This is a genomic window from Terrabacter sp. MAHUQ-38 (assembly GCF_014518425.1).
Taxonomy (GTDB): domain Bacteria; phylum Actinomycetota; class Actinomycetes; order Actinomycetales; family Dermatophilaceae; genus Terrabacter.
Genome location: NZ_JACVCU010000004.1, coordinates 436,494 through 452,485 on the forward strand (window position 1 = coordinate 436,494; position 15,992 = coordinate 452,485).

At 71.1% G+C, this 15,992-nt stretch carries 11 protein-coding genes and 1 riboswitch; of the genes, 5 read left to right on the plus strand and 6 right to left on the minus strand.

What is annotated here, in order from left to right:
* Nucleotides 1-125: 125 nt before the first annotated feature.
* The 4 genes from H9I49_RS17165 to H9I49_RS17180 form a co-directional block, all read right to left on the minus strand.
* The gene (locus tag H9I49_RS17165; RefSeq protein ID WP_223128821.1) at nucleotides 126-1,205 is read right to left on the minus strand and encodes a glycosyltransferase family 4 protein; all 1,080 of its coding nucleotides are present in this window, start codon (nucleotides 1,203-1,205) and stop codon (nucleotides 126-128) included.
* 135 nt (nucleotides 1,206-1,340) lie between these two features.
* Entirely contained in the window at nucleotides 1,341-3,458 is a 2,118-nt protein-coding gene (locus H9I49_RS17170; RefSeq protein ID WP_188031588.1) for a glycogen debranching N-terminal domain-containing protein, read from the minus strand.
* A 78-nt stretch (nucleotides 3,459-3,536) separates the two neighbouring features.
* On the minus strand, nucleotides 3,537-5,525 hold the full coding sequence (locus H9I49_RS17175) for a caspase domain-containing protein (protein ID WP_370587623.1): 1,989 nt from the start codon (nucleotides 5,523-5,525) through the stop codon (nucleotides 3,537-3,539).
* A complete protein-coding gene (locus H9I49_RS17180; RefSeq protein ID WP_188031589.1) occupies nucleotides 5,492-7,807 on the minus strand; it encodes a CHAT domain-containing protein in 2,316 nt (771 codons plus the stop codon). Before H9I49_RS17180 ends, H9I49_RS17175 begins: the two co-directional genes overlap by 34 nt.
* Nucleotides 7,808-7,918: 111 nt before the next feature.
* A riboswitch (guanidine-III (ykkC-III) riboswitch) is annotated at nucleotides 7,919-7,983 on the plus strand.
* A gap of 10 nt (nucleotides 7,984-7,993) precedes the next feature.
* Here H9I49_RS17180 and H9I49_RS17185 point away from each other — a divergent pair.
* The 3 genes from H9I49_RS17185 (at nucleotide 7,994) to H9I49_RS17195 (ending at nucleotide 10,026) form a co-directional block, all read left to right on the plus strand.
* Nucleotides 7,994-8,308, plus strand: a complete 315-nt coding sequence (locus tag H9I49_RS17185) for a multidrug efflux SMR transporter (RefSeq protein ID WP_188031590.1) — start codon at nucleotides 7,994-7,996, stop codon at nucleotides 8,306-8,308.
* A complete protein-coding gene (locus tag H9I49_RS17190) occupies nucleotides 8,308-8,667 on the plus strand; it encodes a multidrug efflux SMR transporter (protein ID WP_188031591.1) in 360 nt (119 codons plus the stop codon). The genes H9I49_RS17185 and H9I49_RS17190 overlap by 1 nt, the downstream gene beginning before the upstream one ends.
* A gap of 120 nt (nucleotides 8,668-8,787) precedes the next feature.
* On the plus strand, nucleotides 8,788-10,026 hold the full coding sequence (locus tag H9I49_RS17195; RefSeq protein ID WP_188031592.1) for a hypothetical protein: 1,239 nt from the start codon (nucleotides 8,788-8,790) through the stop codon (nucleotides 10,024-10,026).
* 161 nt (nucleotides 10,027-10,187) lie between these two features.
* Here the strand turns inward: H9I49_RS17195 and H9I49_RS17200 are convergent, their stop codons facing one another.
* Complete coding sequence (locus H9I49_RS17200; RefSeq protein WP_188031593.1) at nucleotides 10,188-10,562, minus strand: thioesterase family protein; 375 nt, start codon at nucleotides 10,560-10,562, stop codon at nucleotides 10,188-10,190.
* A gap of 110 nt (nucleotides 10,563-10,672) precedes the next feature.
* Here H9I49_RS17200 and H9I49_RS17205 point away from each other — a divergent pair, with 110 nt between their 5' ends.
* Nucleotides 10,673-11,320 (plus strand): lysoplasmalogenase, encoded by a 648-nt coding sequence (locus tag H9I49_RS17205; protein WP_188031594.1) that lies wholly within the window; start codon nucleotides 10,673-10,675, stop codon nucleotides 11,318-11,320.
* Between the two features lie 45 nt (nucleotides 11,321-11,365).
* Here the strand turns inward: H9I49_RS17205 and H9I49_RS17210 are convergent, their stop codons facing one another.
* Nucleotides 11,366-12,730, minus strand: coding sequence for a hypothetical protein (locus H9I49_RS17210; protein ID WP_188031595.1), 1,365 nt, complete (start codon nucleotides 12,728-12,730; stop codon nucleotides 11,366-11,368).
* A gap of 314 nt (nucleotides 12,731-13,044) precedes the next feature.
* On the opposite strand from H9I49_RS17210, the gene leuS reads away from it, so the two are divergent.
* The gene (leuS, locus tag H9I49_RS17215) at nucleotides 13,045-15,984 is read left to right on the plus strand and encodes a leucine--tRNA ligase (RefSeq protein ID WP_188031596.1); all 2,940 of its coding nucleotides are present in this window, start codon (nucleotides 13,045-13,047) and stop codon (nucleotides 15,982-15,984) included.
* Nucleotides 15,985-15,992 lie beyond the last annotated feature (8 nt).

The following is a 15,992-nucleotide window of genomic DNA, read 5'->3' on the forward strand; positions in this document are numbered from 1 at the left end:
CATTTCTGGACTGCGGCGTGGGGACGCGGGAGGAGCGAGGAACGAGCGACGGCTCCCCTCAGCTCCCCTCAGCTCCCCGGTACCGGTAGGGCCTTGCACACCTACTGGCTGGCCTTGACAGCACGTCAGGCCGATCCACCGGCGAGGGGCCGGCCGGGCACCGAGGCCGTCACCCCGGCGCCGAGGACCGTCCGGTAGACACGTTCGTAGCCCCGGCCCATCACGTCGAGACTGAAGTGCTCGCCGACCCAGGCACGGCATTCCGCGGCGTCGAGCTCGCCTGTCCGCAGGATCGCCGGGGCCAGCTCGTGGGGCCGGTCGACGACGAAGCCGGTCCGTCCATGAGCGACCACCTCGGGGACGGCGCCGCGCGCGAATGCGACGACGGGGGTGCCGCACGCCATGGCTTCTGTCATGACGAGGCCGAACGGCTCGTCCCAGCACACTGGGAAGACGAGGCACCGGGCCCCGGCGAGGAGCCGACGCTTCTGCGCGGCGTCCGCGACGCCGACGTCCACGACGTCGTCGCCGAGCCGGGGTCGGATCTCGCGCTCGTAGTACTCCTGCTCGTGCCTCTCCTCGCACTTGCCCGCAAGCAGGATCCGCAAGCCGGCGGCCTTGGCAGCGTCGATGGCGAGGTGAGGCGCCTTGTGTGGATGGTGCCGGCCGAGGAACAGCACGTAGTCGTCCTTGCGGGACCTGAAGGGGAAGCTGTCCACGTCGATGCCGTTGGGCACGGCGCCGACCCAGTTGAGCTCGGGCGCCTGCTCCATCTGGGAGCGTGAGATGGCCACGAGCTGCACGGCGCGTCCCAGGGGCCGGTAGACGTCCGCCAGCTCGTCGACCGGGCCGTGGACGGTCACGACCGTGGGCACCCGACGCGAGGCGGCAAGCAGTGGCCCGGCCAGCGTGTGGTCATGGACGAGGTCAACCCCGTCAAGCCGCAGCCCGGCCAGCACCCGTGCCGCGTTGATCACTTCGCCCGTGCTTCCACCGAGGAGGTGGGCGGGTGGGTCGGGCCAGGTCTGGACGAACGCCTGGGCGCGTGTGCCGTTGCGTCCCGCGGCAACGAGGGTGACGTGGTGACCGCGCGAGACGAGCGTGTCGACGATCCCGGCCACGACGGCCTCGACCCCGCCGTAACCGTCCGGGGGAACCGAGAAGTACGGCGGCGCGATGACCGCGATGCGGAGTGGACGCGGCACGACGACGATCCGTCGCACGGCATTCGAGGTAGACGTCGACATTCTGCCCCCCACGGCACGTCCGACGGCCCCACACCGTCGCCCAGGACGACCACAGTGCACGTACCCCGGGGCGTTCGCCTCAAGCGGACCAGGTCAGTGCCGGTCCGCCTCGCCGCTGACGTGGACAGGCGCGTCGACGACCGCGTGACCGGTCGCGTCGACCTCGATCCTGATCGTCTCGGTCCCCACGTGCAGCTGGTCGATCGAGAACGGCAGGAACCTGGCAGAAAGGTCGGGTTCGCAGTTGATCCCCGTCGCCGGCAGGTCGGGCTCGAGCCCGAGCAGCGATCGCAGGAGCGAGAAGGGGGCCGCGGCCGCCCAGGCCTGTGGCGCGCAGGACGTCGGATAGGGCACCGGCTCGGGGAACTCGTCGCGGCCGAACCCGCAGAAGAGCTCGGGAAGCCGGTCGTCGAAGCTCGCGGCCGCGTCGACGAGTCCGACCGCCACCTGCTTGGCCCCGTCGACGAAGCCGTAGCGGCGTAGCCCGGCGACCACGATCGCGTTGTCGTGGGGCCACACCGAGCCGTTGTGGTAGCTCATCGGGTTGTAAGCCCCCATGTTCGATCCGAGGGTGCGCACGCCGAAACCGCTGAACATCTCCTCGCTCAGCAGCGCGGCCGCGACGGACCGAGCGTGCTCCGGCGCGGCGATCCCCGTCCAGAGGCAGTGGCCCATGTTCGAGGCGAGGCTGTCGACAGGTCGCTTGTCGCAGTCGAGCGCCAGGGCGTAGTAGCCCTGGCGCGGGAGCCAGAACGCCTCGTTGAACCGTCGCGCCAGCTGTGTCGCCCGCTCTTCGCAGTGACGAGCGCGCTCCTCCTCACCCATCGCGCGGGCCAGCCTCGCGCGCGCCAGCCAGGCGGCATAGACGTAGCCCTGCACCTCGGCGAGCGCGATCGGCGGCTCTGCAGTCAGGCCGGACGCGAACGTGACGCCGTCGAAGGAGTCCTTCCAGCCCTGGTTGAGCAGCCCCCGGTCGGTGGCGCGAGCGTACTCGACGAACCCGTCACCGTCGCGGTCGCCGTACGCGTCGACCCACTCGAGCGCACGGTCCGCGTGTGGCAGCAGCGGTTCGAGGTCGGTGAGTGGTGCGCCCCACCGGTGCAGCTCCCCCAGGAGCATGACGAACAAGGGGGTCGCGTCGATGCTTCCGTAGTAGACGTCGTCGGTACCCGGCGTCTGCCCGGTGTCGAGGCCGGACCTGATCTCGTGGAGGATCCGGCCGGGCTCCTCCTCGCGGGTGGGGTGCAGCGTCGTGCCCTGGTGCTCGGACAGGGTCTCGAGCGTGCCTCGGGCCACGCGGGAGTCGACCGGGAGCAGCATCCAGCTCGTCAGAAGGGAGTCGCGGCCGAAGATCGTCATGAACCAGGGCGCGCCAGCCGCCATCACGATCCTGCTCGGGTGCTCGGGATCGTCGATGCGCAGGCCGGCGAGGTCGTCGGTGCTGTTGCGGACGAGCCGGACGAGATGGATGTCCGGCGAGCGGACCGAGGGGCTGCGTTGACGCCAGCGCGCGTGCCGGATCGCCGGCGGACTGTCGTGGTGTGGCTCGCCCGGCACGTACGGCGTCGTGAGCGGGACGCCGTCGAAGAAGGGCACGACACGAACCGTGAGGGTGGCCGTCTCCCGTGCGCCGACGACGAGGTCCCATGTGTGCAGTCCTGGGCGGACGTCGGGACCGCCCGATCCCGTCACGTCGACCGAGCGTGACTCGGCGCCACGCTGCTGGCTCTGCGACCACCCGCTCCCGGTGACCGACGTGGTGATCGCCGCCTGGTGCAGGGGACGACCGTCCTTGACCTCGAAGAGCCCCGCGAAGTCCGTCGCGGCCGAGAGGCTCAGCCTCAGGGCCGTCGTCTCGCGTCCGAGGTTGGCGACGGAGATCTCTTCCACCATGCCGTTGCCCACGTAGCGCCGGCGCACGACGAGGAGCGTGCTGTCGGCCACGCCGTCCCGCGGTCGCCTGCGGGTGACGTATGCCGCCGAATGCGGGTCGATGCGCTGGACGTCCAGGCACTCCAGCGGCTCCCCGTCGACGCGCAGCTGGAAGTTCGCGAGGAAGCGGGTGTCCTTGACGATGAGCCCGTGGGCCCTGGCGGGATCCATGTCACCGCTCGCGTCGGAGATGCAGAAGCTGCGGCCCTCGACGAGCGTGACCTGCGCGGTCGCTCCCGCTGACGGCGTCGGCCCGGTGAACACCCAACCATCGGTCATAGCCTCTCAGCCCACGCCCCGGAGGCGGCGGTGTCAACCAGCAACGTGGGGAGAATTTTCACCGTCGGCGATGTGTCCCTATCCACGAGGTCGGGAGGTGACCACGAAGACGGAGTCGGTACGCCAGTCGGCCACCGCCGCGGCAGCCGCGCTGGGGCCAAGACGTCGCGTGCGGGTGCCGCCGAGGGCGCGTTCGAGGTTCGAACGCAAGGCGATCGGGACGTCGGCGCTGCGCAACGCCGGGCTGTTCGGACCGGGCACCGCGCTGACGTCGAGCTCCTCCTGCTCGAGCGAGCGCGGGTCGAACTCCAGCGTGCTGGTGACGACCATGAGCTGGTCACGCAGCGAGACCGTCCCCGCCTGCCACAGCGCGTCGGAGAGCTGACCGACGAGGTCCACGCTCGTCGACTCCCCGGGACCGAGCGCCACCGAGCCGGCGGGGAAGGCGTCGGTGAAGATGCCGTATGTCTCCGTCAGGTCGAGCAGCGCCGCCCAGAGGGGGGTGGAGGTCGTGTTCGCGAGGCGCACGGTGAATCGTGGAGGGTCCGTGCCGGCATACGCGATGGTGATCGTGCCTCCCGCGCCGACCCGGCCGGTGCCCGCGTCCACCTCGACGCGCACCGCGTCGCCGGGCAGGTGCGTCGCCGGGTTGGTCAGGGCGCAGAGACGCAGCCAGCGGGCGACCCGTTCGAGGGCATGGATCGTGCGCTCCTCGCGGCCCACACCGGCGACGACGGGCACCAGCGGACGGGTCACGCCGGGCCTGGTGATGATGAAGCCGTCGGCGGTGGCCTCCACGAGCAGGTCCGCGTCGGTGGTCGCGTCGGGGTCGGCGAGCTCGACCAGGGTCTCGTCCGCTGCGTCGGCGGCCGCACGCAGCGCTGCCGTCCCGACCGCGTCGCCGACGACCCCGACGAGCAGCGGCTTGAGCGGGATCGACGTGACGACGGCACGGTAGACGTACGCGTCGTCGAGCTCGGGGGTCAGCATCACCAGGCTACGGTCGGGAAGCACCTTCGTCACGGCGGCCGTCGCGAGGGGCGAGCCGGACGTCTCGCCCGTCAGCGGGTAGACGGCCAGCTCGGTCGTGTCGTCTCCGAGGGGCTCGGGTACGCCGTGGACGGCGCCGGAGTCGATCGACCAGCCGTCGGGGAGGTGGCTCAGCGTCAGCGGTCTGGGGGTCGCCGGGATGGCGCCACCGAGGAACGGGCGGTCCAGCTCGGTGGCGTCTGCCGTCTCGACCTGCGGGTGCTGGTCGCGGACGCGGCTCGCGACGTCGGCCGTGACGATGCGCAGGACGTCGCGGTACGACGGCCGCCCGTCGGTCCCGGTGAGCGCCGCCTCGAGCGCGGCCGACATGGCCCCGCGCTGGCGCCCCATGACGGTGACCTCCTTGGCCTTCTCGGACGACCGGCAGGCGGCGAGCAGGACGTGCCGCCCGACCGGGGTCCAGCGTGCGGTGCTGCGCTGCGTCGAGGCGACGTGACCCGGGTCGCCCACGGTCACCCCGACGAAGCTGCTCGCCGGACGGGGGCGCGGGTCGGCGGGCGCGAGCCGGACGACCTCGTCGGCGTCACGCGTGCCGTCGCCGGCGTGGCAGCAGTCGAGGACGACGAGGGTGTGGCAGCCGGACGACGAGACGTCGTCGAGCAGGCCCGCGAGCTCCTTGTCGGCAAGGTCCCAGCTGCCCGGCGATCGGCTGTCGAAGCAGACGAGGGTCTCGTTGCGGTGGTCCGGCTCGATCGTCCAGAGCGCCTGCGGCGTGGCCTGCTGCGAGCCGTGGCCGCTGTAGTAGAAGAGCGCCACGTCAGCGCTGTCAGCGCGCCCGAGGTGCTCGGCGAGGCGGGCCGTGACGGCTGACCGGGTGGCGTCGGCGTCGGTCAGCACCACGAGGTCGAGCGCGTCCGGCGTGACGCGCTCGCGGAGCACCTCGGCGATGCTGGTGACGTCGTTGACGCAGCCGGACAACCGCGGGATCGGAGCGGGGTATGCGTCGATCCCGACGAGCAGCGCATAGAGGCGGCCGGCCATCGTCAGCCCGAGTCGCCCAGCGCGACCGTCTGCCACCTGGCGGGCAGGTTCTGGTTGCTGCCCGAACGCTGCGCATTGCTGCTGAGCATCGTGCGTAGGGCCCAGTCGGCTCCCGCCCCCCTCGCGTCGCTGATGTTGACGTTCATCCCGAGGACGTCGCCGCGCTGGGGAGCGACGGTGCGGCCCACCTCCGACCACGGGATGCGGGCTTCGAGCTCGTAGCCGCCCTCGCTCACGCGGGCAACGACGTCGATCGCGGAGCGCCGGCTCCCCGTGGAGAAGACGAGCTTGTTCTTGGAGTTGGGGCCGACGGTGTTCACGTCCGCTCCCGCGCGCCGGTCCGTGTCGGAGAGGAGGGCGAGGATGACGTGGAAGTCCTGACCCTTGCGCAGTGGCGCCGTGCGGGAGAGTCCGCGCGGGTCGGGGCCGACCTCGAACGAGACGGCGTCCCCGTTCCACCACTGCGGCGGCTTGCCCTCGGCGGGAGTGACGACGGGGTCGACCACGACGGTGTGCAGGTAGAGCCCGTCGCCGTCCCACAGCCCCTGCCAGGTCGCGGTGAGGCCGGCCCGTCGGTTCGCGGCGCCGAAGACAGCCGCGTCGACGTCGTGTTCCGGAACCGAGCGCCAGTCGTCGAAGGAGCCGTCGATCGTGGGGGCGATCGGCGCGCACCCGATCGTGAAGTCGGTCGTCCCGGGAGCCGCCGTGCTGGACCCGCAGGCCGCGGCGACGAGTGGGTCGGCCTTCTGGAGCAGCGAGGGCAGGAACCGCCACGCGGACCAGCCACCCACGAGGACGGCGAGGAGCACGGCTGCGCGGATCCACGTCGCAGTCCGGCTCCTGCGCCCCCCAGGGCGGTCCGACACGGGCGCGGGCTGAGGCGTCGGCCGGACCCTGGGCGGTGCGCTGCCGCCGTCGAGGGCGGGCCCCGAGGGGGTGTCGGCGCCGGCGTCGGGACCTCCGGTCGCGATCGGGCTGGTCGGCCCGGTCGGCCCGGGCGGTGCCGGGCGCCGAGTCACGGCGATCGGCGCCGTCCGGGCCGACGGGCGCACGCGCTCGAGCAGCTCGGTGACGTCCTGGTAGTCAGGCCGCTCGGCCGCGACCTGTTCGAGGAGCGGCAACGCGGTGGCCGTGGCACCGGCCTGGAGGGCGCCCTGCGCGGCGTCGTAGAGGGACTCCAGCCGGCCCTCGGGCCGGGTGGCGGCCGTGGTGGCGCTCGCGGTGAAGCTGAACGGCTGGTCCGAACCCGACCGCAGCAGCACGGCCGTGCCCCACTCGGACGCCTCGTCGGAGACGGCCATCGCCTTGCGCACCTCGCACATCGCGGCGTCGATGCCGAGCCCACGCGTGAGGAAGTAGTAGAACTCGTGGCTGAAGACGATCGCGGCCCGGTCGGAGATCTCGGTCTGCATCGCGACGACGGCCGGCAGCCCCTGCCGGACGAGGGCCTGGCCGACGCCGGAGAACGCGTCACGGCCCGACGTGCGCGCGCCCTCACAGGCGTTGAGGACGGCCAGCTGCATCGCGCGGGCGTCGTGGAGCAGCGTGCCGAGCCGCGCGCCGGAGACCCGATGGGCCGTGCCGTCCTCGCGCTCGAGCACGAGGACCCCCTCCTGGGCCTGCTGGTCGAAGCCGCCGTGCCCGATGAAGTGGAAGACGTGGTAGTCGTCGAGCAGGGCCCGCTGCAGACCCGTGAGAGTCGCGTCCTCGAGCACCGTGATCGCCAGCCGGCCGCTCGCGACGAGGTCCCCGGTCGTCGCCCGGAGCAGCTGCTCCTCGCGCTCGACGGCGAGCTCGGGCATGTCCGTCGGGCTCGAGATCATGACGAGGACCTTGAGCGGGGCGTCGACCGTGACGACGGGCGGGCGCTCGAGCGAGTCGAACAGGCGCACGATCGGTGTCTCCTGCGACAGGGTGAGGAACCGGCCGAGCCTCGAGTCGTAGAGGTACTCCCACGGGACTGGGTCGAGGTCGGGCACCGCCTCGAGGCGCAGCCGCAGACGCAGGTCCTTGCCCTGGCCGGTGGCCGTCGAGAGGCTCGCCCGGAACGCCTTCCCGACGTCACCCGAGAGCAGCGCGTCGCCCAGCCGGCGTCCGTAGTCCTTGACGTCCACGACCCGTGCCTCTGCGGGCGCCAGCCTCCGGGAGGCGACGCGGGGTGGTCCGACCGCGATCATGAACTGCGCCAGGTCGACCGGTGCGAACGGCAGCGTGAACGGTGCTGACGCCTCGCCGGCGGGCGAGGCGACGACGTGAGCGGCATACCCCTGGCCCTCACGGGTGACGGCGACGTCGAAGTCGAGATAGTCACGGCTCATGGCGATCCTCTGTCCGCAGGAGCGTGCCTGCAACTGACAGTACGCCGGGCCGCCCTGTCTGATACGGCTTTTCGCCTTTTAGTCCAGGACGCCACGTGTCGCTAGGATCGTCCCGAGCGCGCGTGCCGCGCTCGCGGACGAGGGAGCCGTACCCGCACAGCGACAAGACGGCCGGAACGGAACCCCGTGCACTGGCTCGTCCTCATCCTCTCCGGCGCGCTCGAGGCCGTCTGGGCCACGGCGCTCGCCGCGTCCGACGGCTTCCGCCGCCCCAGGCCGACCACCCTCTTCGGCGTCTCGCTCGTGCTGAGCGTGGTGGGCCTGGCGTGGGCGATGACGGCACTGCCGACCGGGACGGCATACGCCGTGTGGGTCGGGATCGGCGCCGTCGGCACCGTCCTGCTCGCCGTCGTGCGGCGCGAGGAGCGTCTCGGCGCGGCACGCGCTGCGCTGCTCGTCGTCCTCGTCGGCTGCGTCGCCGGGCTCAAGGCGGTGGCGTGATGCCGTGGGTCGTCCTGCTCGCGAGCGCCGTTCTCGAAGCCGTGTGGGCGTCGGCGCTGGCCGCGTCCGAGGGCCTGAGCCGTCCCGGGCCCGCCGCCCTCTTCGTCGTCGCGGGCGCGCTCAGCATGGTCGGGCTCGCGCACGCCGTGCGAGTCATCCCGATCGGTACCGCGTATGCCGTGTGGACCGGCCTCGGGGCCGCGCTCACGGTGACGTGGGCCATGACGACCGGCGGTGAGGCCTTCTCCGTCGTCAAGGTCGTCCTGCTCGCGGGCATCGTCGCGACGGTCGTGGGGCTGAAGCTCGTCGGGTACGAGGCGCGTGGGATCTCCGATCCGGGGGACGCCCCCGCTAGCTGAGACACCCCGCACCGTTCACGCGGATATGCGGTGTTTCGGGGGTCGATGTCGCCCTCGGCGGTGATGATGGGGCGCGTCGCCCCCGCACCGGGCGGGGGCACGACACCGAAGGAGCTCTCAGTGCGCAGGACCACGACCAGGACGATCGCTCTCGTCACGTCGCTGGCCATCTCGGGGGCCACAGGGGCGGCGGTCGCCACGGCGGCCCCCACCACGTCGTCGGCCGCGTCGGCCAGCTCGGCCGCAGCGTCCGTCGCGACAGACGGCCACACCGACGACGTCGTCGCCGGGACGACGAGCGACCCGCGCGCGGCCCGGCTGCTCGCGTCGGCCCGCGCCCGGCTGCCCGCTGACTGGCGCGCTCGTCAGGCGGTGGCGCTCCAGCGCTTCGGGATCGAACAGTCCACCGCCCGGGACGCGCTGGAGCGGGCCATCGACCCGACGCAGTACCCATGCGCCCCGACCCGGCTCGTCGCGTACGTCCACGATCTTCTCGCGGGGGTCGACCCGTCGAGCGTCGAGCTCCTGACGATGCTCGGGGCCTTCGACTTCCCGAGCTTCGACGCCGTCCTCTCCGGCACGAGCGGCGACCCGAGGTACGCGCTGGACGAGGCGCACCGCAGCGAGCTGACCAGCTCGTTCCGGGCGGCCCAGCGCTTCTGGGACACCGACGGCTCGGACATCGCGCTCATGGGCATGCACGGAGACCTCATGCGCGACCCGGCACGGCTCACCCCGCTCATCGGCTTCCTCTACGGCATTCCCGAGTCGGAGGCCGCCGAGTGGGCCGCGCTCGTCGTCGAGGTCGTCACGGGCGACCCGGGTCTCGCGGACGGTGACAGCCCCCTCTTCACCCTCAACGCGTTCGCGTGGAGCGGGGAGGGCGACCCCATCCTGTCGTCGCTGCCCGACAAGCTCGTCTTCGGCGACGGCATGCTCGACGCCCTCGGCGCGATCGGCGTCGGTGACGTCGGTCCCCGAGCGATCCTCGGCCACGAGTACGGCCACCACGTCCAGTACGACCGGGACCTGTTCGACTCGCCGCTCACGGGGGCGGAGGCGACGCGTCGTACCGAGCTCATGGCCGACGCCTTCGGCACGTACTTCGTGACGCACAAGCGGGGTCTCGCGCTCAACACCGCGCGGGTCCTGCAGGCCGAGCAGTCCTTCTACGAGGCGGGAGACTGCAGCTTCACGAGTGCGGGGCACCACGGCACCCCCGACCAGCGGCTGCGTGCATCCACCTGGGGCGCGTCCGTCGCGGCCGACGCCCACAAGCAAGGACACGTCCTCCCGTCGCTCACCCTCGACGCGCAGTTCGAGGCGCAGCTGCCGGTGTTCGTCGCACCCGACGCCTGAGCCGGCCGACGTCGCGGGCCCCGCTGACTCCGGTCGGTGAGGCCCGCGGCGCGCGGGTCACCTGATGCGGAGCTCGTGGCTCGAGCCGGACGGGAAGCTCGGGTTGGACCGAACCGGGGGCGCCTACGCCCCCTGACGCGTGGCGCGCCGTGCTGGCCTGCTCAGAGCGTGCGCTGGCACTTGCTCATGAAGCGGTCGGGGTCGACGACCGCGCGGTGGACCTCACCCTTGGCGAGCTCCTCGCCGTCGGGGTCCTGGACGGTGACGTGGCACACGAGGCGGCGACCGTCGTTGATCGGCTCGGCGCACAGGACCGTGACGTGGGAGCCGACCGGGCTGCCCTTGACGTGCTCGATCTTGATCATCGTCCCGACGGTCGTGTGGTCGGCGTCGATCATCTGCTTGCAGACCTGGAACGAGGCGTTCTCGCACCACGTGATCAGACGGGGTGTCGCGAGGACGTCGAGGTCACCGCTGCCGACGACGACAGACGTGTCGTCGGCGGTGACCGTGTGCTGGAACTTGCGCATGGGCATTGGACGAGTCTGACAGAGAACTGAGTGTCCGTTGACCCGTCTCGACAGGTGGGTGGGGCCTGCCGCGTGTCTACGGGGCGCGTGCGCGTTCGGGCTGGGAATGTGGCCTGGTGACCACCCATCTGTGGGTTCTCAGCGTCGCGCTCGGGGTGACGGCGCTGATCAACTGGGGATCGGTGCTGCGCGGCGAGTACGTCGTCGAGCGCATCACCAAGCCCCTCGTCGTGCTGCTGCTCATGGGCATCGCATGGTCGCTCTCCTGGGAGGGGCGTGCCCCGACCTCGCCGATCCTGCTCCCGGTCGTCGTCGCCCTCGGCTTCTGCCTGGTCGGCGACGTGGCGCTGCTCAACGCGACCGAGACCCGCTTCATCGTGGGGCTGGGAGCCTTCCTGGCGGCGCACGTCGCCTACATCTGGGCGCTGCTGGAGACGCCCGGTACCGGCGGCTTCCCGTGGTGGCTCCTAGGCGCCGTGCCCGCGCTGGTGCTGCTCTTCACACGGGTCGGGCGCGAGATCGTGCGGCACTCGGGGGTCCAGCGGGGGCCGGTGTTCATCTACCAGCTCGTCATCAGCGCGCTCGTCCTGGTCGCGGCCTTCAAGGGCGACTGGCTCGTACTCCTGGGCTGCTGCGTCTTCGCCGCATCCGATGCCGTGCTCGGGCATGACCGTTTCGTCCACGAGCGCCGGTGGGCACCGGTCACCGTCATCGTGACCTACCACGTCGCCCAGGTGCTCATCGTCGTCGGCCTCTTCCGCTGACCCCGCTGGCAGTCAGGCGAGGGGTTCAGGGGCTCAGGGGCTCGTTCAGGGGTTCGAGTACCCGAGCATCCAGGTGTAGATGTCGTCGCCGCGGCTGCCGCTGTAGGCCTGGTCCCATCCGTCGTGGAACAGGTCGGGATACACGGTCAGCCGGGCCGCGTCCGCTTCGACGCCGGGGCAGGCCTGGACGTTCTCCATCGTCTCGATGCTTCCGAGCGGGTTGACGACGTCGTCGAGGCCGCCGTGGAAGGCCCAGAGCGGTACGTCGCCCAGGGCGCACCCGACGGTGGCCCACGCGTACCTGCCGTCGGCCGCGACCGAAACGGCCGCTGCGACCTGGCTGTCGCCGTAGGCGGCGAGGTACTCCCACGCGCCGAAACCGCCGCAGGAGAGCCCGGTGAGGTAGACCCGGCTCGGGTCCACGTTGTAGTGCGCGACGGCATACGTGATGAAGTCGTGGATCTCGTCGGGCGTCGTGCAGAAGGCAGGCGACGCGTGGTCGCGGTCGTGCTGCAGCTGCATCGCACACGAACCACCCCACTCGGTGACTCCGTCGCACGGCGAGAAGTCGAAGCCCGGGGGGTCCTCGACGTGCTGGGTCGAGAGGACGACGAACGGTCGGTCCGTCCGCCACCCGCCGACGTCGATGAACCGCGGGATGCCCGTGAGGAGAAGGTTGCTCAGCTGTTCGGCGGAGCCGTCGCCGTTCTCGCCGTAGCCGTTCGTCGCCACGAGGAGCGGGCTCTTGTCGCCACTGTGGGAGTAGCTCGGCGGCAGGTACTCGTAGTAGCCCATCCCGGCGTCTGTCGTGCCGAGCGGGCGCGGGCTCTGGTGGCTCGCCGAGTCGGTGCCGAGCAGCGGGGCCACGACCTTGCAGAGGTCCTGGTCGAAGAGCGGGTGCGGCCCCGACACGCTCAGGTCGAAGCCGACCTCCTCACCGGTCGAGAGATCGACGGTCGCCTCGAAGCGCAGCACGCCTCGGTCGCGGGCGAGGACCGTCCCCGACGAGTCGCGGACGACGTAGGGCTGCCCGGCCTGCAGGAAGGTGAAGGTCCACGTCGACTCGCCGACGCGTCGAGCGGGAAGGTTCTTGGCGACGCCCTGTCCGGTGGCCGTGAGCGACTCCCCGGCCGTGTTGGTCCACGTCTCGGTGAACACGTACTGGTCCATGAAGAGGACCTCGTCCTGGAGCCGTGGGTCCTGGCGGAGAGTGAAGACGTGCGTCAGGGTCCCGCTGACGTCGACCGGGTAGCCGCAGTCCCAGCTCACGAACTCGTAGGGCTGCTTGACCGTCTGCTCGCGCTCCAGCGGAGCCCCGTTCGCAGGAGCCCCGGCGACGAGGGCTCCGACCGAGAGCGCAAGCAGCGCCGCCCCGATCCGTGCCAACCAGGTGTGGGTTCGAGTGGACATGCCGGCCTCCGTTCGCACGCCCCCGACCTGCGCCCATCGTGGCCCTACCCGGACGGGCGCGGGCAGGATCGGCAGAACTGGGTCGCCGGCGCGAGCGCTATGTGCCGCGACACGCCGTTTGTGCGCTGCGCTAACCTTGAGGCATGGCTGGTGACCTGCTTCTTCCGCAGCCGCGTTGACGAAGGTCGGGACTCCCCGACATCAACGCGGCCGCCCCTCCTGTGTGAGGGGTTTTCTTTTGCCAGCCACAGGGGCTCCGCCCCCGTGCACCCCCGAAGAAGCCCGCACGGCTGACGCACGACACGAGAGACGACATGAGCGAGCAGAGCAACGAGACCCCGTTCCGCTACACCGCCGCGATGGCGCAGCAGATCGAGACCGCCTGGCAGGACCGCTGGGAGGAGGAGGGCACGTTCAACGCCCCCAACCCAGCCGGCCCCTGGGCCGAGCCGGAGAAGGTCGCCGAGCGCGGCGAGAAGCTCATCGTCCTCGACATGTTCCCCTACCCGTCGGGCGTCGGCCTCCATGTCGGCCACCCCCTGGGCTACATCGCCACCGACGTCTACAGCCGCTTCCACCGGATGCTCGGCAAGAACGTCCTGCACGCCCTCGGCTACGACGCGTTCGGCCTGCCGGCGGAGCAGTATGCCGTCCAGACGGGCCAGCACCCTCGGAAGACCACCGAGGAGAACATGACGAACATGAAGCGCCAGCTGCGCCGCCTCGGCCTCGGCTTCGACAACCGTCGTACCTTCGCGACGATCGACGACGAGTACTACCGCTGGACGCAGTGGATCTTCCTGCAGATCTGGGACGCGTGGTACGACACCGAGGCGGTCCGCGAGGACGGCGGGCGGGGCAGGGCGCGCCCGATCAGCGAGCTCGTCGAGCAGTTCGAGTCGGGGCGCCGTGCGGTCGTCGACGCCGAAGGCCGCGGCTGGGGTGAGCTGTCGGCGACCGAGAAGGCGAAGGTCCTCGAGGGCCACCGCCTCGCCTACACCTCGGAGGCGCCTGTGAACTGGTGCCCGGGGCTCGGCACGGTGCTCTCCAACGAGGAGGTCACCAACGAGGGCCGTTCCGAACGCGGCAATTTCCCCGTGTTCCGGCGCAACCTGAGCCAGTGGAAGATGCGCATCACGGCGTACGCCGACCGCCTGGCCGACGACCTCGACGGCGTCGACTGGCCCGAGAAGGTCAAGCTCATGCAGCGCAACTGGATCGGCCGTTCCAGAGGCGCGCGGGTCACCTTCCCGGTCGTGACCGGCGCCGGCGAGGAAGACGGCATCGACGTCTTCACGACACGTCCCGACACGATCTTCGGGGCGACGTTCATGGTCATCGCTCCGGAGCACCCGCTCGTGGACTCTCTTGTGCCGCAGGGTGACTGGCCCGAGGGCACCAAGGATGCCTGGAAGGGTGGCGATGCCGACGCGAGCGCCACGCCGAAGGAAGCGGTGGCGGCATACCAGCTGGCGGCGTCGCGCAAGGGTGACGTCGAGCGCCAGACGGAGGGCAAGGACAAGACCGGCGTCTTCACCGGCTCGTGGGCGACGAACCCCGTGACGGGAGAACGCATCCCGGTCTTCGTCGCCGACTACGTGCTGATGGGCTACGGCACCGGGGCGATCATGGCCGTGCCCGGGCAGGACACGCGCGACTGGGAGTACGCCGAGAGGTTCGACCTGCCGATCGTGCGCACCGTCCAGCCCCCGGAGGGGCACCCCGAGGACCAGCCGTTCCTCGGCGACGGCGTCGCGGTCAACTCGTCCAGCGAGCGCCTCTCGCTCGACGGCCTGCACGTCGCCGAGGCGAAGGCACGCACGATCGAGTTCCTCGAGCAGCAGGGCATCGGCGAGGGCACCATCAGCTACCGCATCCGCGACTGGCTCTTCAGCCGCCAGCGGTACTGGGGCGAGCCGTTCCCCATCATGTTCGACGACGACGGTGTGGCGTATGCCGTGCCGGCCGACGAGCTGCCGCTCACCCTGCCCGACGTGCCGGACTACAGCCCCAAGACGTTCGACCCGGACGACGCGCAGAGCAGCCCGGAGCCGCCGCTCAGCCGCGTCCCGGAGTGGGTGGAGGTCGAGAAGGACCTCGGCGACGGCCGCGGACTGCGCAAGTTCCGCCGCGAGACGAACACGATGCCCAACTGGGCCGGCTCGTGCTGGTACTACCTGCGCTACCTCGACCCGGCCAACCACGAGGCGTTCGTCGACCCGGCCAACGAGGCGTACTGGCTGGCGCGTCACGACACCCCGGTCGATGGTGCCCCGGAGGGGACGCGCGACCCCGGCGGCGTCGACCTCTACGTCGGGGGCGTCGAGCATGCCGTGCTGCACCTGCTCTACGCGCGGTTCTGGCACAAGGTCCTGTTCGACCTCGGCCACGTGCGCAGCGAGGAGCCGTTCCGGAAGTACTTCTCGCAGGGCTACATCCAGGCGTACGCCTACACCGACAGCCGCGGGCAGTACGTCACGGCGTCCGAGGTCGAGGAGCACCCGGGCGGCCACGGCGCCGAGCCGACCTTCACGTGGCAGGGACAGCCCGTCAACCGTGAGTACGGCAAGATCGGCAAGTCGCTGAAGAACTCCGTCAGCCCCGACGAGATGTACGACGCCTTCGGCGCCGACACCTTCCGCGTCTACGAGATGTCGATGGGCCCGCTGGAGCTCTCCAAACCGTGGGAGATCCGTGCCGTCGTCGGGTCGCAGCGCTTCCTGCAGCGCCTGTGGCGCAACGTCGTGGACGAGGAGACCGGTGCGGTCCGCGTCGAGGACGTCGAGGTCGGCCAGGCGCTCACGACCCAGCTGCACCAGACGATCGCCGGCGTCCGCGAGGACTTCGAGGGCTTGCGCTTCAACACGGCCATCGCCAAGCTCATCGAGCTCAACAACGCCGTGACGAAGCTCGACGTGCCGCCCCGCGAGGTCGTCGAGGCGATGGTGCTCATGCTCGCACCGGTCGCTCCGCACATCGCGGAGGAGATGTGGCAGCGGCTCGGCCACGAGGGTGGGGTGACGTACGCCGCCTTCCCCGTCAGCGACCCCGCGAAGATCGTCGAGGAGCAGGTCACCTGCGTCATCCAGATCAAGGGCAAGGTCCGCGACCGCGTCGAGGTCAGCCCCGACATCTCCGAGGACGACCTGCGTGAGCTGGCGCTCGGCCGCGACAAGGTGAGGGCCGCGACCGAGGGGGGTGTCCGCACCGTCATCGTGCGCGCGCCGAAGCTGGTCAACGTCGTACCGGTCTGAGGCAGGCC